This is a genomic window from Kribbella sp. NPDC104218 (assembly GCF_055584105.1).
In genome coordinates this window covers 3230914-3250558 of record NZ_JBVJMQ010000001.1, presented here as the reverse complement: position 1 = coordinate 3250558, position 19645 = coordinate 3230914, and the positions used below count along the sequence as shown (strand labels likewise).

17 protein-coding genes are annotated in these 19645 nt (G+C 69.8%); 6 read left to right on the top strand and 11 right to left on the bottom strand.

Going from position 1 to position 19645, the window contains the following annotated elements:
* Positions 1–17 precede the first annotated feature (17 nt).
* The gene (locus ACZ6ZD_RS15280; RefSeq protein ID WP_465672266.1) at positions 18–644 is read right to left on the bottom strand and encodes a TetR/AcrR family transcriptional regulator; all 627 of its coding nucleotides are present in this window, start codon (positions 642–644) and stop codon (positions 18–20) included.
* 72 nt (positions 645–716) lie between these two features.
* Between ACZ6ZD_RS15280 and ACZ6ZD_RS15275 the strand changes: the two genes are divergently transcribed.
* A complete protein-coding gene (locus tag ACZ6ZD_RS15275; RefSeq protein WP_465672264.1) occupies positions 717–1196 on the top strand; it encodes an SCP2 sterol-binding domain-containing protein in 480 nt (159 codons plus the stop codon).
* Between the two features lie 6 nt (positions 1197–1202).
* Here the strand turns inward: ACZ6ZD_RS15275 and ACZ6ZD_RS15270 are convergent, their stop codons facing one another.
* Positions 1203–2222, bottom strand: a complete 1020-nt coding sequence (locus ACZ6ZD_RS15270) for a hypothetical protein (RefSeq protein WP_465672262.1) — start codon at positions 2220–2222, stop codon at positions 1203–1205.
* A 1-nt stretch (position 2223) separates the two neighbouring features.
* The gene (locus ACZ6ZD_RS15265; RefSeq protein WP_465672260.1) at positions 2224–2646 is read right to left on the bottom strand and encodes a hypothetical protein; all 423 of its coding nucleotides are present in this window, start codon (positions 2644–2646) and stop codon (positions 2224–2226) included.
* Positions 2647–2726: 80 nt separating this feature from the next.
* On the opposite strand from ACZ6ZD_RS15265, the gene ACZ6ZD_RS15260 reads away from it, so the two are divergent.
* Positions 2727–4304, top strand: coding sequence for an acyl-CoA carboxylase subunit beta (locus tag ACZ6ZD_RS15260; RefSeq protein ID WP_465672258.1), 1578 nt, complete (start codon positions 2727–2729; stop codon positions 4302–4304).
* Entirely contained in the window at positions 4304–4510 is a 207-nt protein-coding gene (locus ACZ6ZD_RS15255) for an acyl-CoA carboxylase epsilon subunit (RefSeq protein WP_465672256.1), read from the top strand. Before ACZ6ZD_RS15260 ends, ACZ6ZD_RS15255 begins: the two co-directional genes overlap by 1 nt.
* Here ACZ6ZD_RS15255 and ACZ6ZD_RS15250 read toward each other — a convergent pair.
* The 5 genes from ACZ6ZD_RS15250 to ACZ6ZD_RS15230 all read right to left on the bottom strand — a co-directional run bounded on the left by ACZ6ZD_RS15250 (position 4496) and on the right by ACZ6ZD_RS15230 (position 10636).
* Positions 4496–5752, bottom strand: a complete 1257-nt coding sequence (locus ACZ6ZD_RS15250; protein ID WP_465672254.1) for a hypothetical protein — start codon at positions 5750–5752, stop codon at positions 4496–4498. The genes ACZ6ZD_RS15255 and ACZ6ZD_RS15250 overlap by 15 nt on opposite strands.
* A gap of 97 nt (positions 5753–5849) precedes the next feature.
* The gene (locus ACZ6ZD_RS15245) at positions 5850–7328 is read right to left on the bottom strand and encodes a peptidase M16 family protein (protein WP_465672252.1); all 1479 of its coding nucleotides are present in this window, start codon (positions 7326–7328) and stop codon (positions 5850–5852) included.
* Positions 7321–8583 carry a Maf family nucleotide pyrophosphatase gene (locus ACZ6ZD_RS15240; RefSeq protein WP_465672250.1) on the bottom strand — a complete coding sequence of 421 codons (1263 nt, stop codon included), beginning with the start codon at positions 8581–8583 and terminating at the stop codon, positions 7321–7323. Before ACZ6ZD_RS15240 ends, ACZ6ZD_RS15245 begins: the two co-directional genes overlap by 8 nt.
* Positions 8580–10268 (bottom strand): DUF885 domain-containing protein, encoded by a 1689-nt coding sequence (locus tag ACZ6ZD_RS15235; protein ID WP_465672248.1) that lies wholly within the window; start codon positions 10266–10268, stop codon positions 8580–8582. The genes ACZ6ZD_RS15240 and ACZ6ZD_RS15235 overlap by 4 nt, the downstream gene beginning before the upstream one ends.
* Before the next feature lie 41 nt (positions 10269–10309).
* Positions 10310–10636 carry an MmcQ/YjbR family DNA-binding protein gene (locus ACZ6ZD_RS15230; protein ID WP_465672246.1) on the bottom strand — a complete coding sequence of 109 codons (327 nt, stop codon included), beginning with the start codon at positions 10634–10636 and terminating at the stop codon, positions 10310–10312.
* 132 nt (positions 10637–10768) lie between these two features.
* Between ACZ6ZD_RS15230 and ACZ6ZD_RS15225 the strand changes: the two genes are divergently transcribed.
* Positions 10769–13969, top strand: a complete 3201-nt coding sequence (locus ACZ6ZD_RS15225) for a discoidin domain-containing protein (protein WP_465672244.1) — start codon at positions 10769–10771, stop codon at positions 13967–13969.
* On the opposite strand, the gene ACZ6ZD_RS15220 is transcribed toward ACZ6ZD_RS15225, so the two are convergent.
* Positions 13955–15373, bottom strand: coding sequence for an MFS transporter (locus ACZ6ZD_RS15220; protein WP_465672242.1), 1419 nt, complete (start codon positions 15371–15373; stop codon positions 13955–13957). The genes ACZ6ZD_RS15225 and ACZ6ZD_RS15220 overlap by 15 nt on opposite strands.
* A gap of 211 nt (positions 15374–15584) precedes the next feature.
* Between ACZ6ZD_RS15220 and ACZ6ZD_RS15215 the strand changes: the two genes are divergently transcribed.
* Positions 15585–17186, top strand: coding sequence for a hypothetical protein (locus ACZ6ZD_RS15215; protein ID WP_465672240.1), 1602 nt, complete (start codon positions 15585–15587; stop codon positions 17184–17186).
* 56 nt (positions 17187–17242) lie between these two features.
* On the top strand, positions 17243–17788 hold the full coding sequence (locus ACZ6ZD_RS15210) for a TetR/AcrR family transcriptional regulator (protein WP_465672238.1): 546 nt from the start codon (positions 17243–17245) through the stop codon (positions 17786–17788).
* Between the two features lie 2 nt (positions 17789–17790).
* Here the strand turns inward: ACZ6ZD_RS15210 and ACZ6ZD_RS15205 are convergent, their stop codons facing one another.
* Positions 17791–18339 (bottom strand): hypothetical protein, encoded by a 549-nt coding sequence (locus ACZ6ZD_RS15205; RefSeq protein ID WP_465672236.1) that lies wholly within the window; start codon positions 18337–18339, stop codon positions 17791–17793.
* A complete protein-coding gene (locus ACZ6ZD_RS15200; protein ID WP_465672234.1) occupies positions 18336–19640 on the bottom strand; it encodes a DUF58 domain-containing protein in 1305 nt (434 codons plus the stop codon). Before ACZ6ZD_RS15200 ends, ACZ6ZD_RS15205 begins: the two co-directional genes overlap by 4 nt.
* Positions 19641–19645: the final 5 nt, after the last annotated feature.

Here is a 19645-nt window from a genome sequence, read left to right as displayed (position 1 = left end):
ACTTCACGGTACGTCACTCAGACGTTGCCGAAACCGCCGCCGACGACCTGGGAGACCACCTTGGCCAGCTCGGACGGCGTCCGGTCGGTGCCGTCGACGACGAGCATCCGCGCGCAGGACTCCGTCATCGACGCGAGCAGCTCGGCCAGCACCGGGAGGTTGGCGTCGGGCGCGGTGACCCCGGGGAGCGACTTGACCAGCGTGAGGCGCAGGCCCTCGACCAGGAACGCCCGGGCGGCCAGCACCCGCTCGGCGACCGCCGGGGCGGCGCCGTACTGGGCGCCGAAGACGATCCGCCAGGACTGCGGGTTCTGCGCGGCCGTGCTGAGGAACGCCGTCAGACCTTCGAGGACATGCTCCTCGGGCGTGCCGACGGTCGGATCGGCCGGGAGCGCGGCGACGATCGAGACGACCAGATGCTGCTCCTCGCGGGCGAGCAGGGCCAGCAGCAGCTCGTCGCGGTTGGCGAACGAGTCGTAGACGACCGGCTTGGTCACCCCGGCCGCATCGGCGACCGACTGCATCGTCGTCCCGGCGTAGCCCTTGGTGGAGAACACCTCGAGGGCGGCGTCCAGCAACATCGGCCGCCGGCGCTCCGGGCCCAGGTGCGCCGCTCGGCGACGCTTGTCGACCCCCTCCACCACTTGACAAAGCTATCAGATCATAGGAAATTCCTACGGTCTGGTAGGAACTGCCGCGCGGGGGTGGTGGGCTCGATGACCGAACGTGGGAACGCAGTCTGGCTCGAATCGGACCGGCTGACGTCCCTGGACGCGAGTGAGCTGGCCCGGCTGGTCGACCGGACATCGGAGCGGGAGCTTCGGCATCGACTCATCGGGGGAGTGCGAGAGGTCGCGTTGCGCGAGATCTTTCGCCGGATGCCGGAGTATCTCCGGCCCGCCCGCGCGGCCGGTTTCGACGCTGTCGTCGCCTGGCTGATCACGGGGGCGGGCGTGGACGGGCGATCCGTCGACGAGTACTGGCTGCACATCGCCGGCGGCCAGTGCACCGTCCTGCCCGCGCACCCGCACGCCCCGGACATCTCGATCCGCACCGACCCGGCCACGCTGCTGCGCATCGTCACCGGCAACGAGGACCCGGTCCTCGCCGTCCTCAAACAGCACCTCTCCGTCCGCGGCGACCTCGCCCTAGCCGCCCGCCTCACCAAACTCTTCGCCGTCGGCCCGGCCTCCTAGCCGACCTCAGCGCGCAGGGACGTCGGAGGCGCGAGTACGACCGGCGTACTGATCAGGACGCCGCCCCTGGGCCGCGTCGCCGTGCGCGATGCGGGGCGCGTCGGCAGCTGGTTCCTGACCGGCCAGGACGCCCTGCAGCGCCTTGAGCTCCGCCGGTGCCAGCTGAGGTTGTTCCCAGCTGCGGTAGAACTTCTCCGCCGATCGGACGACGTCCAACGCGGCATCGGCGATCTCCAGGCCGCGCTGCTTCGAGACAACGTCGCGGTCGGCCCGCGGATCCCAGTACAGGGCCTCCAGGCGGGCGAACTTCTGCTGGATCTCCTCGGCGATCTCCTCTCGGGCCGTCTCCTCCTCCGAGGCGGGCACCACCCGCGGCAGGTCGGACGCGTCGTACAGCAGATCCGCGACGATCCGCGCCTTGCTCTCCTGAGTTCCCGCCGACATCAGACGCAGGACCTCGCTGCCTTCGAGGCCGACCTCGGCACCGACCCGGCCCGCGAACGAACGCGCCGCCGGCTCCCAGGCCGGATAGCTGTGCGGCCCGCGCACGTCGCGGACCGCCTTGATCTGGGCCGCCATCTCCGGCGGAAGCACCCGATCGGCGATCCGATCGACCACATCCTGACTCCACGCCTCGGTGACGCCCTCTTCGACCGGGCGCCCTGACCCCCTGGTCAGCTCCGTCTTCCGGTCGGCGTGCGTGTGCCCGTCGTGCGCGGTCAGATGGCTGAACTCGTGGATGACCGTCTTCAGCGCGTTCCGGCGCTTGATCCACTGTTCCTGAGTGGCAGGTTGGCCGGCCGTCGCGTACATCTCCAGCAGCGGCTCGACGACCTCTTTGCGGTTGAGGCACAGCCGGCCGTCGTCCCAAGCCGCGCCTCGGCTCGCGTCGTGGGTGTAGTCGAGCTGCCCGTTCCAGAGCGAGATGTCGGCGCCGGACTCCGCCTGGACGGCGTCCCGGATCCGCTCCCAGAGCCCGTTGCCGACGTCCGGGATCTCGCTGTCCGGCCTCCGTACGACGGTCATCTCAGCGCGCTTCGCCGTCGATCACGCGGATGACCTCGGCCAGGACGCCGTTCAGCTCCAGCGCGGCGTCGCGCTCGGCCACCGTCGGCGCAGACTCCGCGATCCGGGTGATCTCGGCCATTCCGGCCACGGCCCAGGCCCGGCGTTCGGCCGGCGTCCCACTCGCCTTCGACGCCTGGGTCATGACGTCGTTGGCGGCCCAGACGGTCGCGCTGTGGGGCTCGGGATTGCGGATGCCGTCGATGAACTCGTCCAGCAGGCTGAGGTGCCGTAAGGCCTTGGCGCGGTCGTGGTCGGGCTCGATCGTCGCCGCCTGGGCGCGGAGCCGGTCGGCGGCGGCCTGGAGGAGCTCGGGGTCGGTGGTCTCCCGGCCGTAGGCGCTGGTGATGCGGCGGTTCTCCGCATCGAAGTCGGCGTACTCCATGCGCGGATCATCGCGCACGCGAGGGGTCGTTGCGGCCGAGGTCACAGGCAGCGGGGTCTACTGGCGCGTAGGGTGCTGGCATGGGAGAGACGGTGAACATCCACACCACCGCCGGCAAGCTCGCGGATCTGGAGCAGCGGCTGGACGACGCGGCGCACGCCGGGTCGGAGCGGGCCGTGGAGAAGCAGCACGCGCGGGGGAAGAAGACGGCGCGCGAGCGGATCGCGCTGCTGCTCGACGAGGGGTCGTTCGCCGAGCTGGACGAGTTCGCCCGGCACCGGTCGACGAGTTTCGGCCTGGACGCCAACCGTCCGTACGGCGACGGCGTGGTCACCGGCTACGGGACGATCGACGGCCGCCAGGTCTGCGTGTTCGCCCAGGACTTCACCGTCTTCGGCGGCAGCCTCGGCGAGGTCTTCGGCGAGAAGATCGTCAAGGTGATGGACCTGGCGATGAAGATCGGCTGCCCGCTGATCGGGATCAACGACTCCGGCGGCGCCCGGATCCAGGAGGGCGTGGTCAGCCTCGGGCTGTACGGCGAGATCTTCCGCCGCAACGTCCGCGCGTCCGGGGTGATCCCGCAGATCTCCCTCATCATGGGCCCGTGCGCGGGCGGCGCGGTCTACTCCCCCGCGGTCACCGACTTCACCGTGATGGTGGACGAGTCGTCGTACATGTTCATCACCGGCCCGGACGTGATCAAGACCGTCACCGGCGAGGACGTCACCCAGGAGGAGCTCGGCGGCGCCCGGACGCACAACACGAAGTCCGGGAACGCGCACTACCTCGGCAGTGACGAGGAGGACGCGATCGAGTGGGTGAAGACGCTGGTCGCGCACCTCCCGCAGAACAACCTCGAGGACCCGCCGGTCTACGACGCCCCGGCCGACCTGGAGCCGAGCGAGACCGACCTCGCGCTGGACACCCTGATCCCGGATTCGCCGAACCAGCCGTACGACATGCACACCGTGATCGAGGCGGTCGTCGACGACGGCGACTTCCTCGAGGTGCAGTCGCTGTTCGCGCCGAACATGATCGTCGGCTTCGGCCGGGTCGAGGGCCGCCCGGTCGGCGTCGTCGCGAACCAGCCGCTGCAGTTCGCCGGGACGCTCGACATCGACGCCTCCGAGAAGGCGGCCCGGTTCGTCCGCACCTGCGACGCGTTCAACCTGCCGATCCTCACCTTCGTCGACGTCCCCGGCTTCCTGCCCGGCACCGACCAGGAGTGGAACGGCATCATCCGCCGCGGCGCCAAACTGATCTACGCGTACGCCGAGGCGACCGTCCCGATGATCACCGTGATCACCCGCAAGGCCTACGGCGGCGCGTACGACGTGATGGGCTCCAAGCACCTCGGCGCGGATATCAACATCGCCTGGCCGACCGCGCAGATCGCGGTGATGGGCGCCCAGGGCGCGGTCAACATCCTCTACCGCCGCGAGCTGGCCGGCGCCGAGGACCCCGAGGCCCGCCGTCAGCAGTTGATCACCGAGTACGAGGACCACCTCGCCAACCCGTACATCGCGGCCGAGCGCGGGTACGTCGACACCGTCATCAAGCCGAGCCGGACGCGCGCCGAGATCGTTCGCGGCCTGCGTCTGCTGCGCACCAAGCGCGACACCCTGCCGCCCAAGAAGCACGGCAACATTCCGCTCTGATGGGAGCCACCGACATGCAGATCCGCAAGGGTGACCCCACCCCCGAAGAGCTCGCCGCGCTCGTCGCCGTCCTGGCCGCTCGCGCTGCGGCCCCGGCCGACGCCCCGGAGCCCGACCGCGCCAGCAACTGGGCCTCCTACTGGCGCAACGCCCGTCAGCCCTTCCACGCCGGCCCCGGCCAGTGGCGGGCCTCAGCCCACCCCTAACCCTGGGTTGCGGTTCTGGCCGACCGGTTTGGCGGTCGCTGGCGGCGGGGCCGTCGGTGCGACGCCGCCGGTCGGCGGAGTGAGGCCGACCCGCGGGTCGAACGCGATCCCGGCCTCCTTGACCGGCTGTTCGATGCCCTGCTCCTGCTGGGCGATCAGCTCGAACGCGGCGGCCGCCGTCCGCCGGCCGCCATTGGCCGACTGCGCGACCGGGTCGACGGCGCCAAGCTTCGTCAGGCCGGTGTTCTTGACGTGGCTCAGGTTCTCGAACTCACCGCGGACGAGCTCGGCGACCTCGCCCTCGGCGACGGCGTACTCCGAGGGGTTTTGCTCAGCGAGCGCGCGCATCTGCGGGGAGCTGCTCATCAACAGCCCGGCTGCGACATCCGGCGTCCAGTGCAGCGGGGCGTTGTTCATCCGGTGCAGCGCCTGCTCCGCCGACAGACCGGTGCGCTCGGCAACTGCCTCGGCGAACGCGTAGCCGGCCGGGGCGTTGCGATGCACCTGGGCCAGAATCTGCTGTCGCTGCTGGGCGTCTGCGGACTCCCAGCCGAGCGCGTAGTCCTGTGTCGAGCCGGCCGGGAGATGCCCACGGCTCTCGAGGTCGGCGAGCACCTGGTCGTAGTGCGCGGCGGTCCACGCGCCCGCGACCGCCTCCTGCAGCCCGCCGTACTGCGGTTGCACTCCGGCCACCGACTCCGCGACAGTCTCGTCCATCGATTTCAGCGTGGACCGCATGCCGGAGTAGGCGAGTTGGCGGTCCCGCGTCCAGCCGTGCTTAGCGCTCAGGACGCCGTGTTTCGGACGGTACGGGTTGTCGTACTCAGCCGACTCGGCCAGGTCCGCGACCGCCCGCAGCGATCCAACCAGTGCGGTGCGCCGAGCCTCCCGCTGCTCGACGGACGGCGACTCCGGACCACGCAACCGGCGGCCGACCCGCTGTGCCGCGTTCGGTGCGACCAGCTCCTTGAGCGTGCGGTGCTCCTGCTCGCCGTACAGCGGGGTCGCCAGGCTTCCCGGCGCGGCCGTCAGGACGCCGCTGCGGTGCATGTCGACCCGCGGCTGCTGCATCATCGTCCGATTCGGATGCCCGGCGCCGAGGTCCGCGCTGACGATCCGCATCGACGCCTGCATGTGCCGCAGCAGGTCCCATACGCGTTCGTGGGCCAGCGGCAACGTGTAGAAGCGCGCGAACGGCCCTCGCGGTTTCGTCGGACCGGTATCGAAAGGACCTGAGACCATTACGACTCCTCAGCAGGCTGTGTACCGCCAGCCTCACAGTCGCCACGGGTCATCTGGGCCGCGTTGAAGCCGCCCTTACCAACAGTTCATCCCGCGTTCAGTCCGACCCGGGCTGCAACTTCGACTCGTCGTACCAGAGGGCGACGGGGACGCGTTGGCGTAGCTCGGTGAGGATGTCGTCGGCGCCGCTGAACATCTCGGTGGAGACGGGGATCGAGCAGCCGTTGGCGCCGAAGACGATGGTCGGGTTGTCGTCGGAGCCGCGCATGATGCCGGCGACCTCGTCCCAGCGGATCTGGTGGACGCCGTCGTCGTCGCGCATGGCGAGGGCGTCGTCGGTGCGGACCCAGCGCAGGCTGCGGGCGTCCCGGATGAGGGCGCGGGCGAAGAGCGGGGGCTTGAAGAGACGGCCGGCGGGGAGTTCGGCGATGACCGGGCAGGTCGAGCCGGGGGTGAAGCCGAAGGGCTCCCAGATCGCGCCCGTGCCGTCGGGGGTGTAGGCGATGGCGGTGGGTAGCGCGTCGGCGAGCAGGGCGGCGATGTCCTGTGGGGTCAGGGCGCGGAGCTGGTCGACGTCGAACGGGTCGATCGCGGGCTCACCGAACAGGCCGCCCACGAAGTTGTTGTACTCGTGCCGGAGGCCTTCGGGCTCGGTCTTCAGGCGCTCGAGGTAGCGGTCGACCTGGTAGCTGAGCTCGTCGTCGGTCGGACCGTTCGCGGCGAGGTCGAGCAGGCTGTCGACGACGGCGCGGGCGACCGACTCCTCGGTGCCTTCGCGGGCCTCGGCGTACACGATGAAGTCAGCCGCGCCGGAGGTGGTGGAGACCGAGTCGCCGCCGACTTCGTAGCTGTGGCCGCCGACGTGCCGGCACTGCTCCTCGATCCGCTGCCGGAGAATCTCGGCGGCCAGCGAGGAGCGGCGGACGGCGTCCTCGGGCGGCAGCGTGAGCAGGACGCCGGCGGCCGGGGCGGCGTACTCGATGACGACCCGATTGGGGAACGTTCGTCCGGCCGGGTAGGAGCGCTGTGGGACGGCGTCCGCGGGCAGCTCGAAGCGGAGCGTGTCGGGGAGCGGGCCGGTGACCTGCAGGACGGCGTTCGACTTCACGTACCAGCGGTTGGTCAGTGCGGTGATGTGGTCGGCGGTGAGGCCGTCGTACCCAGGGCCCTCCAGCCAGGCCAGGCCGGGGCCTTGCGCGCCGTACTTCACGTAGAGGAGCAGGGCGACGACCGGGTGCGCCACGTGCCCGTCCTCGGCGGCGAGGACGCCTGCCTCCAGCGCGAGCCGGTCGACCGGCGGGGCGGTGATGCCGCGGCAGACCTGTTCGAGGAACTCGCCGACCCGCTCGGGTGAGCCGGAGGCCATGAACGACGTCGTCAGGACGTCGACCTCGGCGTTCATCTCGATCGGCATCCGGCGGACGGTGCTCATCACGAGGTGTTCGAGGGCGTGCGCGACGCCGATCGTCCGGAGCGTCTCGTCCCGCGCGCCGACGGCGAACGTGAGGGTGGCTTCGGTGTGGGTCTGCGTACTCGGATGCCGCAGCACCCGGACGCCGTCGAGGTACTCAGGCACGCCGGAATCTTACGACCGGATACACCGGCTCCGCGCCCGTACCGCGCCCCGGACCGACGAACGACGTCGCCCCGTCCAGCACCAGCCCGTACGCCGCCGCCCGCGCCACCAACCGCGCCAACCCGTCCTGCGACCGCACGTCGTTCGGCCCACGCCCGTCCGCGAACCGGCTCGCTTCCATCTTCTCCACTGTCGTCACGAACACCCCACCCGGCCGCAACACCCGGCTCACCTCCCCCAGCACGGCCTCGCTGTCATCAACCAGATGCAGCAGCCAGACCGCCACCACCGCATCCACCCGCCGATCCCCCACCGGCAGCCGAACCGCATTGCCCACCGCCACATGCCCCGGCAACCGCACCTTCGCGTACTGAAGCATGTCCGCCGACAAGTCGAACCCGTGCACAAGGTGGCCCAGAGCAACCAACTCCGCCCCCACGATCCCCGTCCCCACCGCCAACTCCACCACCCGGGAGAACCCCGACGACTGCGCCGCCGGAACCACAACGGAGGAGGGCGACGCCGCCTCCTGGCTCTGGGAGGAGGTGGGAGCCTCCGTCAGGAGGCTGTGGACGGCTTGGGCTGCGGCTTGGGCGCGTTGGTCGCCGCCTCGGGTTTCGTCGTAGCGGGCGGCTTCGGTTTTGTCGTAGGTGAGGCGGGTCTTGCGGGGTGTCCACAGGTCGTGCCAGGCGATGCCTACGGTGGCGAGCATGGTGCGGAGGAGGGGGAGCGAGAGGCCGACGACGTTGTGGTGGTCACCTTCGATGCGGGTGACGTAGGCGCCGCCGAGGCCGTCGACGGTGAAGGAACCGGCGACGACGAGGGGCTCGCCGGTGGCTACGTAGGCGTCGATCTCGGCGTCGGTGAGGTCGGCGAAGAAGACCTTGGTGGAGGCCAGTTCGCGGAGCTCTTGTTTGGATTCGGTGTCGAAGAGGGTGTGGCCGGTGTGCAGGATGCCGACCTGGCCGCGCATCGCGCGGAGGCGTTCGCGGGCGATCTCCGGCGTCCCGGGTTTGCCGTAGGCGACGCCGTCGATCTCGAGCACGGAGTCGCAGCCCAGGACGGTCGCGTGCTCGTCGAGGGTGGCGACGACGGCGCGCGCCTTCAACGCCGCCAGGAGCCGGGCCAGCTCGGCCGGGCTCTCGGCGGTGACGTTGTCCTCGTCGACGCCGGAGACGATCACCTCCGGCTCGATCCCGGCGCTCCGCAGGGTCTGAAGGCGCGCCGGCGACTGCGACGCGAGCACGAACCTCACAGCTTCGCCAGCGCCCGGCGCAGCGGGTCCAGGCCGATCGAGCCGAGGTTCAGCGCGTCGGAGTGGAACTGCCGCAGGTCGAACGCGGATCCCTTGCGCTGCTTGGCGTCCTCGCGCGCCTGCAGCCAGATCCGCTCGCCGACCTTGTACGACGGCGCCTGGCCCGGCCAGCCGAGGTACCGGTTCAGCTCGGCCTTCAGGAACGCCGTCTCCAGCCCAGCGTGCGCCCGCAGGAACTCGAAGCCGAGGTCAGCGTTCCAGCGCTCCCCCGGCCGCCAGCCGAACGGGTTGTCCTTCGGGATCTCCAGCTCCAGGTGCATCCCGATGTCGACGACGACCCGCGCGGCCCGGAAGCCCTGCGCGTCCAGCATGCCGAAGCGGCTGCCCGGGTCGTCCAGGTAACCGAGCTCGGCCATCAGACGTTCGGCGTACAGGGCCCAGCCCTCGCCGTGCCCGGAGACCCAGCAGCCGACGCGCTGCCAGCGGTTCAGCAAGTCGCCGCGCAGCATCGTCTGCGCGCACTGGAGGTGATGCCCCGGGACGCCCTCGTGGTAGACGGTGGTCACCTCGCGCCAGGTGGCGAAGTCCTCGATCCCGGCCGGCACGGCCCACCACATGGCGCCGCGCCGGGTGGTCAGGTCCTCACTGGGCGGCGTGTAGTAGATCGAACCGTCGGACGTCGGCGCAATCCGGCAGTCCAGCGTGCGGATCGACTCCGGGATGTCGAAGTGCGTACCGGCCAGCTCCGCGACCGCGGTGTCGGACAGCTCCTGCATCCAGTCCCGGAAGGCCTCCTTGCCGCGGATCTTGCGCGCCGGATCGGCGTCCAGCAACGCGGCCGTGGCCTGGATGTCGCGGTCTCCGCCGTTCAGCTCGGCTGCGATCGCGGCCATCTCGCCCTCGATCCGGGCCAGCTCCTGCCAGCCCCAGGCATAGGTCTCGTCGAGGTCGACCGCCGCGCCGAGGAACTCCCGCGAGGCCAGCTCGTAGACCTCGCGACCGCAGGCGTCCCGCTGCGGGGCACGCGGCGCCAGCTCCGCGGTCAGCCAGCCGCCGAACTCCTGGAACGCCTTGGCCGCGGACGCCGCCGCGGCCTCGACCGCGGGTTTCACCGGGCCGTCCGGCGCCTGAGCGGCCAGGCCGCCGAAGAAGTTGTCGCCCTTCGGGTCGGTCCAGCCGGCGATCCGGCCGGCCAGGTCCTCGACCTGGCGCAACGCCGAGACCCGGCCGCGGCCGGCCTGGTCGAGCAGCGTGCCCCGGTACTGGTCGAGCGCCGTGCCGACCTGGTTGAGCCGGATCGCGATCGTCTCCCAGTTCTCCTGGGTGCCGGTCGGCATCAGGTCGAAGACCCGCCGGATATGGGCCGGCACCGACGAGATCGCGTTCAGCTGATGCTGCGGGACGCCGGCCGCGTGGCTCGCCACGATCAGGCCGAGCCGCTCGGCGAACGCGTCCCGGGCGACCTCCTCGCGCGGGCTGCCCGGCTCGATCTCCCCCGCCTCGGCGACGGCCACCCGGGCCAGCTCGGCCAGGCCGTCGAACCCGTCGGGGCTGAAGTCGGGGAACTCGTGGTCGTGGCCCGCGATCCCGATCGAGGTCGCCTCGATCGGATCCAAGGTGACGAGGTCCTCGAGGTACCGCTCGGAGAGCTGGTCGATCGGGCTGTTCGGCGCGCTGTCGGTCACCCGGCCGACCCTACCTCGCGGCCGGATCCGCGCTCAGCTGGTCAATCGACGAGTTCGGACGGCGCCACCTGCCGCCACGAGTCGAGCAGGATGTCGCGCAGCTCGGCGTCGTCCTCGAGCGCGGCCAGCCGGGCGCGGACCCAGTTCGACCCGGCCTCGTGCCGCGGCACCCAGAACTTGTCCGGCTCGGCCAGGATCAGCTCGTCGCGCTCCAGCCGCGGACAGCGGACCGCGAACGACGTCTGGTCGTCCGGCACGGTCAGGAACATCCGCCCGGCGACGTCGAAGGTCGGGTGCCCCCAACGCTGCTTCTCCACCGTCTCCGGCAGGGTCAGCGCGATCCGTCGTACGTCGTCAGCGTCCAGCACGGTAACACCCTCTCAAACCCGGGGAGCGCTGTTCGACCGGATCCGGTCAGCGCCTTCGACAGCCGCGAAAAGCGTTGTTAGCTGCGCACTCCGCGCCCACTGTAAGCACTATCGAACAGTGAGGAGCGTGCGATGAAATCTCCCGGCCTACTGACGGCCGTCGGCGTCGTTGCCCTGTCCCTACTCGGCGCCCACCAGGCCCTACCGGCCGGCGCGGCCCCGCCGGTCGTCTGGGTGGTGAACAACGCCGACCACGTCTTCTCGTCGTCCCCGCGGCCGGCCGGCGCGACAGCCGCCGTCGACCTGGACGCCGCCCGCGGTGAGGCCGAGGGCGCCCAGGTGCTGATTCGGCCGGACAGCCGAATCACCGGCGTCCAGTTGGGTACGCCGCAGGCGCTGACCGGTCCTGGCGGCGCACAGCTCCCGGCCGGCGCGATCACCGTCCGCCGCCAGTACAACCACCCGAACATCCTGATCAACAGCGGCGGCATCGGCCTACAGGACCCACAGCTGCCGCCGGACGGCAGCCGCAACTACTACGACGCACTCGTCGACAACACCGCGGTAGAGGTCGCCGCGAACTACACGCAGGCTTTCCACTACAGCGTTGCCGTTCCGGCTGGGCAGGCGCCCGGCCTCTACACCGGTTCGGTCGTCGTCCGGAGCAGTGCCGGTGACATCACCGTTCCGGTCCGGCTGACCGTGCACAACGTGACTGTGCCGCCGGCCAACCAGTCCGAGTTCAAGATGAACAACTGGTTCACCTCTGTCGGCTGGGACTACACCGGCACCGAACGCGCCATCCCGTTCCAGTACGACAACGCAGCGGCGTACTCACCGAACTGGTGGCGGGTGATCGGCAACTTCGCCAAGCTGCAGGCCAAACAGCGCAACAACGTCGTGTACGCCGACTTCCAGGCCCTGCTGATCCAGGGCACGAAGATCGACGCGGCCGGCAACTACACCTTCGACTGGACGAACTTCGACCGCTTCGTCCAGCTGTTCGTGGACGCCGGTGCGATGCAGTACCTCTACACACCCACTCTGCTCGAACCGAACCCGGACGCGGCCAATCCGGCGCTGGAGATGCTGAAGAACGTCAACGGCGTCACCACCAAGGTGCTGGTGCAGCCGAACACGCCGGAGAGCACGGCGTACCTGCGCAAGGTCTTCCCCGCGCTCAAAGCGCACCTGGATGCCAAGGGCTGGACCGACCGGTTCTACATGAGCGCACTGGACGAGCCGACGCATCCGAACCAGGCCGTCGCCGCCCGCTGGCTGTACGACGTCTACGACGACTACTTCCCCGAGCCGCTCACCAACGAGGCGCACGGCTACACGTTCCTCCCGGACGCCGCCGAGAACATCACCACGATGACGCCGTACACCGAGAACTACGAGGACCACGCCGGCTACTGGCAGCAGGCTCGCCGAGACGGCAAGGAGCTGTGGCTCTACACGTGCATCGTCCCGCAACACCGGCACATGAACCGGTTGATCGGTGAGCCGCTGGCCAAGACCCGACTGCTGCCCTGGCTGGTCTGGAAGATCGGCGGCAAGGGCTTCCTGCACTGGGGCTGGAACTACTGGCACCGCTCGACCGGCGACAACGAACGCGTCTACGACACGTTCAACGCGGAGCAGAGCGGCGACAACTACATCGTCCGGCCGAACAAGGCGGCGTACGACGTGTACGACAGCATCCGCGGCGAGGCCCAGCGCGACGGCCAGGAGGACTTCGAACTGCTGGCGCTGCTGGCCAAGACCAAGCCGCTGACGGCCCAGGTGATCGCGGAGTCCGCTGTCACCGACTTCTCGGTCTACGACCGGTCCGGTGCGACCGTCACGGACCGGCACCGGCAGCTCCTGAAGGCCATTGCGTCCACTGTGCCGGACGACAGCGGCAGCGCCGCGTTCAGCGACGACTTCGCAACCGGGGCCGACAACTTCCGCTTCGGCGTCAACAGGGAAGTCAACAAGCCTGCTGGGCAGTGGAGCGTCCAGAACGGCGAGCTGGTCCAGTCGTACGTCGGCGACTGGATCACCTCGGCCGCAGCCGTCGAGGGCCGCAAATACCGGGACGCCGTCGTCGACGCCGACCTACGCATCACCGCAACGGGCGGCCGCGAGGACAACTGGGCCGGTGTCACGCTGCGCACCATCAACGGCACCGACTACCAGACCGGTTACCTGGCAGCGATCCGCAACAACGGTGAGGTCTTCCTCTACCGGGGCGGCGCCACGCTGGGCAAGGCAACCATTCCGGGCTACCGGGCCGGGCAGTGGACGCATCTGCGGCTGATCGCGGAGGGCACCAAGCTCCGGGTGTACGCCGGTACGACGCAGACTCCGCTGATCACCGTCACCGACGACTTCTACTCGGCCGGATCGGCCGGACTAGTCACAGGCGGCACCGCATCCCGGTTCGACAACGTCCGGATCAACCCGGGCATCAATCCGGCTGCCGGTGGGACCGTGACGGCGTCCAGCTCCTACGAGGCCGATGGCTGGGGCAAGGCGGCGCTGACGGATGGCAACCGCGGCTCCTCTGCACAGAGCAACGGCTGGAGCAGTGACGCGAACACTGCGGCCAACCACACTGAGACAGTCACAGTGGACCTCGGTAAGGCGGTTTCGGCCGGCCGGGTGGACCTCTACCCGCGCACCGACTCCGCAGCCGGCTTCCCGGTCGACTACACCGTGGAGGTCTCCGTAGACGGCTCCGCGTGGACTACGGTCGCCAGCCGGACCGGAGCAGCCCAAGCCGCGCAGTCCGTCGACTTCGCGGCGCAGCAGTTGCGCTACGTCCGCATCAACGGCACCAACCTGCGCAAAGACCCGTTCGGGGCCTACCGGATGCAGCTGGCCGAGGTAGAGGTCGCTGGCGGCAACTACGCGGCCGGTCGGCCGGTCACGGCTTCGACGTCGGCTGAGTACCTGGACAACGGCTGGCGGCGTAGCGCGCTGACGGATGGCATCACCACCTCCAACCTCAGCTACTCGATGGGCTGGAGCAGCGAGGCCGGCCCGGCGAACGGGACCGCTTCGGCCACTGTCGACCTGGGCGGCGCCACCCGGATCAGCCAGGTCACTCTGGCCCCGCGGTCCGACATGCAGGCCGGCTTCCCCATCGACTACACGATTCAGGTATCGCCGGACGGCAACACCTGGACCACGGTTGCCAGTCGCACCGCCCAACCGCAGCCGCTCCAGCCGGTGCAGCTGACCTTCGGAACCACAACAGCCCGCTATGTGCGGGTGGCCGGGACCAAACTCGATCCCGGCCCAGCCAACGACTACCGCATGCAGCTGGCCGAACTAACGGTTCGCTAGCCGACGACGGCCTGGGAGAAGCAGAGCAAGGACGGCGCCGACGGCTACGGCCGCGGCGCCGACCCAGACTGCGGGCACCAGGCCGTCGACGAACCGCACCGGGTTCTCGTACGAACCGGCCGAAGCGAAGACCGAGGCCAGGACTGCGACGCCCATGGCGACGCCGATCTCGCGGATCGTGTTGTTCGTCCCCGACGCGACACCACGATCCGCATCCGGCATCTCGCCCATCACGACACTCGCCAGCGGCGCGAAGGTGAGGCCCATCCCGATGCCGGCCAGGACGAACGCGACGACGTACTCGCTGTAGGCGACGTCGGCCGTGGTGACCAACGCGATCCACGCCAGCCCGATCAGCAGCAGCACCTGGCCGGTGACGACCAGCACCCGCGGACCGACCCGGTCGACGAGCAGACCGGCGATCGGCGCGACAACCATCGGGGCCATCGTCCATGGCATCGTCCGGACGCCGGACTCCAGCGGGCTGTAGCCCTGCACCACCTGGAAGAACTGCGCCAGCAGGAACACCGCACCGAAGACACCGAGCGAGAAGGTGAACCAGACCGCGTTCACCACGCTGAACGAGCGGACGCGGTACAGCCGCATCGGCAGCATCGGCGTCGGCGTACGGCGCTCCCAGCCGACAAAGGCGACCACCAGGACGACGCCGGCGATCAGAGCGCCGAGTACGCCGGCCGACGTCCAACCGTCGTCAGCACCGTGCACCACACCCCAGACAATCCCCAGCACACCAGTGCTCGACAACAGCAGGCCAAGCAGGTCGAGCCGCTGCTTGACGCCGTACGACTCGGACAGCACCCGAGCAGCCAGTACGACGGCGACCACGCCGATCGGCACGTTCAGCCAGAAGATCCACTGCCAGTTGAGGCCGTCGACCACTGCACCGCCGACCACTGGGCCGACCGCTACACCGAGGCCGGAGATGCCACCCCAGACGCCGATGGCGGCACTGCGCTGCTTGTCCGGTACGGCGCCGGCCAGCAGAGTCAGCGACAGCGGCATGACTGCGGCTGCGCCGACACCCTGGATCGCCCGGGCGCCGATCAGCATCCAGGGCTCGGTCGCCAGCGCACAGGCCGCGGAAGCCAGCGTGAACAGTGCGATGCCGGCCAGGAACAGCCGACGGCGGCCGAGCCGGTCGCCAAGCGCTGCCGCGGTCAGCAGCAGGGCGGCGAACGACAACGAGTACGCGTTCACGAACCACTGCAGGTCGGACAGCGAGGCGCCGAGCTCGGTCTTGATCACCGGCAGCGCGTTCGTCACGACCAGGTTGTCCAACGTGACCATGAAGGTCGGGATCCCCACCGCGGCCAGCACGGCGCCCACCCCGTACCGACGGCCGGGCGCCGCGACGGCCGGCTCCTCGAGAGCGGTCGAAGTCATCTCGCAACTCCTTGTTGTAATCCACTGATAACTAACGTCCCGATCAAAGTATGCATTGACTGATAACTTGTCAAGCCAGCCCCGAAATGGGCCGGAACCGCGCCGAGTTCCACCTGACGGGAATCGGTTCAGAATGCTCGGTAAACGCTTGCCAGCGGCTCCTGGCGGACCGCATGATGACCTCCTGATCCCGCCATCAGGAAGGTGCTCGATGACGAACCTCTTCAGCCGACGCAGCGTGCTCGGAGCCGGCGGGGCGGTGGCCGGCGCCGCCACCCTCGGCTCCCTGGGCCTGAACCAGGCCGCCGCGTCCGGGACCGGTCGGCTCTGGCAGTCGGAGAAGGTCCGCTACGACTCGCGCTACCGGCTGGTCTACGCCGCCGATGCCGAGGGCAACCGGATCCCCGACTTCAGCTACGCCGGTTACAAGTACGGCGACAGCCCGATCCCGCACGTGCGGACGGCCAAGACCGTCCGCCCGATCGAGGGTGACAACACCGCGCACCTGCAGGCCGCGATCGACGAGGTCGGCGCCCGCACCCCGGACCGGAACGGCTTCCGCGGCGCCGTACTGCTTGCTCCTGGCAACTATCCGGTCGCCGGCACGCTCCGGGTGAACCGGTCCGGCGTCGTCCTGCGCGGCTCCGGGGACGGCGCCGACCCGGCCCGGCACACGATCATCCAGGCCACCGGGAACACGCCGGTCTCCCGGGACGTCGTCGTCCTCGGCGGCTCGGTCAGCACCGGCTGGCGCGGCGAGGTCCCGGGCACCCGGACCGACATCACCAGCGACTGGGTCCAGGTCGGGTCGAAGTCCTTCGAGGTCGCCGACGCGAGCGGGCTGAAGCGCGGTGACAACATCATCCTGATCCACCCCTGCACCGAGGCGTGGCTGGCGTCGGTCGACTACGGCGGGACGGCGAAGGACGCCGGCTGGGTCGTCGACAGCCAGCCGATCACCTACAACCGTTACATCAAGTCGATCCGCGGCAACACCGTGACCGTCGACGTACCGCTGTTCGAGCACCTGCGTCGCGCGCGCTCGCAGTCCTACCTGTACGTCTGGGACCGCGCCGGCCTGGTGACCGACGTCGGTGTCGAGAACCTGCGGATCGACATCCAGTTCGCCGGCGATCCGGACGTCGACGAGGCGCATGCCTGGGTCGGCGTGAAGGTTCGCCAGGTCGAGGACGCGTGGGTCCGGGACAGCACGTTCCTGCACTTCGCGAAGGCCGGCGTCGAGACCACCGAGGCCACCCGGGTCACCGTCCGGAACTGCAAGGCACTCGATCCGGCGTCCGTCGTCACCGGCGGCCTGCGCTACAACTTCAACTCGGAGGCGTTCTCGCAGCAGATCCTGTTCGTGGACTGCCACGCCACCAAGGCCCGGCACGCGTTCATCTCGAACGGCGCCAGCAGTGCCTCGGGCATCGTCTTCCTGCGCGGTACGTCGGAGGGCGCGCTCGCCTCCAGCGAAGGCCACCGGCGCTGGAGCCAGGGCCTGCTCTGGGACAACCACCGCGACATCGCACCCAAGGTCGACCTCGTCCTCGGCATCTACAACCGCGGCGACTACGGCACCGGCCACGGCTGGGCGACCTCGCACTCGGTCGGCTGGAACTGCGACGTCGGGACGGCGCGGCTCGTCGTCCAGAAGCCGCCGACGGCGCAGAACTACGCGATCGGCGGCAAGGGCGTGATCACCGGCGACGGCCCGTTCCCGAACCCGGCGGGGTTCATCGAGGGCGCGAACCGGCCCGGCCTGTTCCCGCCGTCGCTGTACCAGGCCCAGTACCTGGACCGGCACCGCTGATCGAAAGTATGCATCGACTGATAACATAGGCTCAGGCGATCAGCGGAGGAGTGACGATGACGAAGGTGCGGCTGACGGCGGCCGAGCGGGGCGAGGAGGTGCTGCGGGCTGCCGTGGTCGCCTTCGGGTCCTCGGGCTACGAGGGCACCAAGACCGACGAGATCGCCCGGATCGCGGGCGTCTCGCAGCCGTACGTCATCCGGCTCTTCGGCACCAAGCAGCAGCTGTTCCTGGCCGCGGTGCGGTCGGTCTGCGACCGGATCAAGCAGGTCTTCGCCGAGGCCGCGGCCGACTCGCCGGATCTGGCCAGTCTGGCGCGTGGCTACACGAAGCTGTCGGAGGAGCGCGAGGTCCTGCTCGTGCTCCTCCAGGGCTTCGCGGCCAGCGCCGACCCGACCATCGGCGCCGCCGTCCGGGAGGGGTTCGGCAGCATCTACGAGCTGGTCCGCGAGGCCACCGGCGCGTCGCCGACCGAGGTCCGGGAGTTCTTCGCGACCGGCATGCTGCTGACCGTGATGTCGGCCATGCAGGTCACCGGTCCGGACGCGTTCCCCGCGGGCTGGGCCGAGGAGATCGCCGGCACGTTCAACGCCGAGATCTGAGCTCAGTCCTGCCCGAGCCGCTGGCCGGCGGCGAACCAGACCGTGACCGTCGCCAGCACCAGCGCGCCGACCGTGACCAGCAACGAGCCTGGTACGTCGGCACCACGCACGAGCGCCGCCGCGACCGCGACGAGCGGGCCGATCAGCGCTGCGACCGCTCCCGGCACCAGCCAGCGCCGGAGCGCCTTGCGCCCCACCCGCACGTACGACGGCAGCTGCGCGGTGAAGGCTGTGGCCAGATGTACCAGCAGCAAGGCGATCCCGGTCACCACCACGCCCCAGCCCAGGTCGGCCGGAGCACGCATCAGCCAACCGATGAGCACCACCAGCACGAACAGGAGCGCCGTCAGCGAGTCCGGGATGACAATCGTGGCTATCAGCAACGGAACGGCCAGAATCGGGATGAGGTCGAGCTGATCCCACGGCAGCGCGCCCGGTAGCACGATGGCCACCGTCCCGGCGACCGCGATCAGCAGCCGGGCCAGCACGACCGCCCGGCCGGTCACCCGCAGCTGCGCCAGCCACAGGGTCAGTCTCTCGGCGATGCTCATGAGCGGATCCTCGGTGCGGAGGCGAGTCGGGCGGCGTCTCGGAGTACCTCGTCGAGGGTGCCCGGGCCCCGCCAGGGCACAGTCGGCACGCCAAGGTCGCCGAGCCGGTCCAGCTCGCGGCGGCGCTCCAGGAGGCGGAGCCGCCATGCGAGTGGCCAGGAGCGGGCGTCGTGCTCCTCGACCTCGACGACGTCACCGATGTCCGGCGGCAGCGTGTCCACCGCGATCACCGTGCAGCCAGAGTGGACGAGCGTGACGACGTACCCGAGGACCACTGGGCGCAGCAGCGGACTGAGCACGATGACAAGGCTGTCGGAGCGGATGCGGTTCCGCTGCGCGAGCTGCTCCTGATCTTGCTGCCGACCACGGCGATCGGCATGCACCAGGGCGTCCAGGATCCTGCGCAGGTGTCCGCGCCCACTACCGGAGCGGACGCCGCGGATCAGGCCGCCGGTGTCGATCAGGCGCACCCGGTCGCCATGCCGCAGGTAGTGCTCAGCCACCGCGGCCGCAGCACGCACTGCGGTGTCCAGACTGCTCGATCGGCCGTCGATACCTTCGCTGATACCGATCTCGCCGCCGGTGTCGAGCAGGATGACCACCTCGGTGTCCCGGTCCGACCAGGTCGACGTGACGTGCAGTTCGCGCGTGCGCGCCGACACTGCCCAGTTGATCCGTCGCAACCGGTCTCCGGTTCGGAACGGTCGTACTCCGGCCAGCTCCGTCCCCTCGCCAGGACGCCGCGACCGGTGCAGACCAACCAGCCCAGCGGGCCGCGGTACCGAGTCAACAGCCTCGAAACCCTCGCGAAGCGGCAGCGTCGTCACAGCAAGCGCCTTGGCCGAGGTCACCCGCGTCCGGTAGGCACCGAGCACCGACGTGGCCACAACTGTCGGCCGCTCCAGAGCTCGTTGCCCCCAACGCTTCGATCGGACGCCGACCTCCAGCCGCACGGCATCCCCGTTGTGCACCTCTTCGGCGATTGCCGCCTGTGCCGGCGCGTAGTCGAACCACTGCGACCGCGGTAACGCCGCAACGACGAGGTCGATATCAGGGTCGGCGTCCCCAGCCACTCGCAGCCGGTACGTCGTTGCCTGCCCTTCGAACAGCACATCGGCGTCCAGCTCAGTCTCTACGTCGGGCTGCTCGCGTGGCCGGAAGAACCGGCCCCAGACCGCGATGAACGCGAAGGGCAGCCCGATGACCGCGGCGTCCGGCCGCCGAGCAATGACTGCCACCAGGAGCAGCACTGCGGCGATGCCGATCGCACGCACCTGCGCATGGGTCGGCTGCCAACTCACGTCGC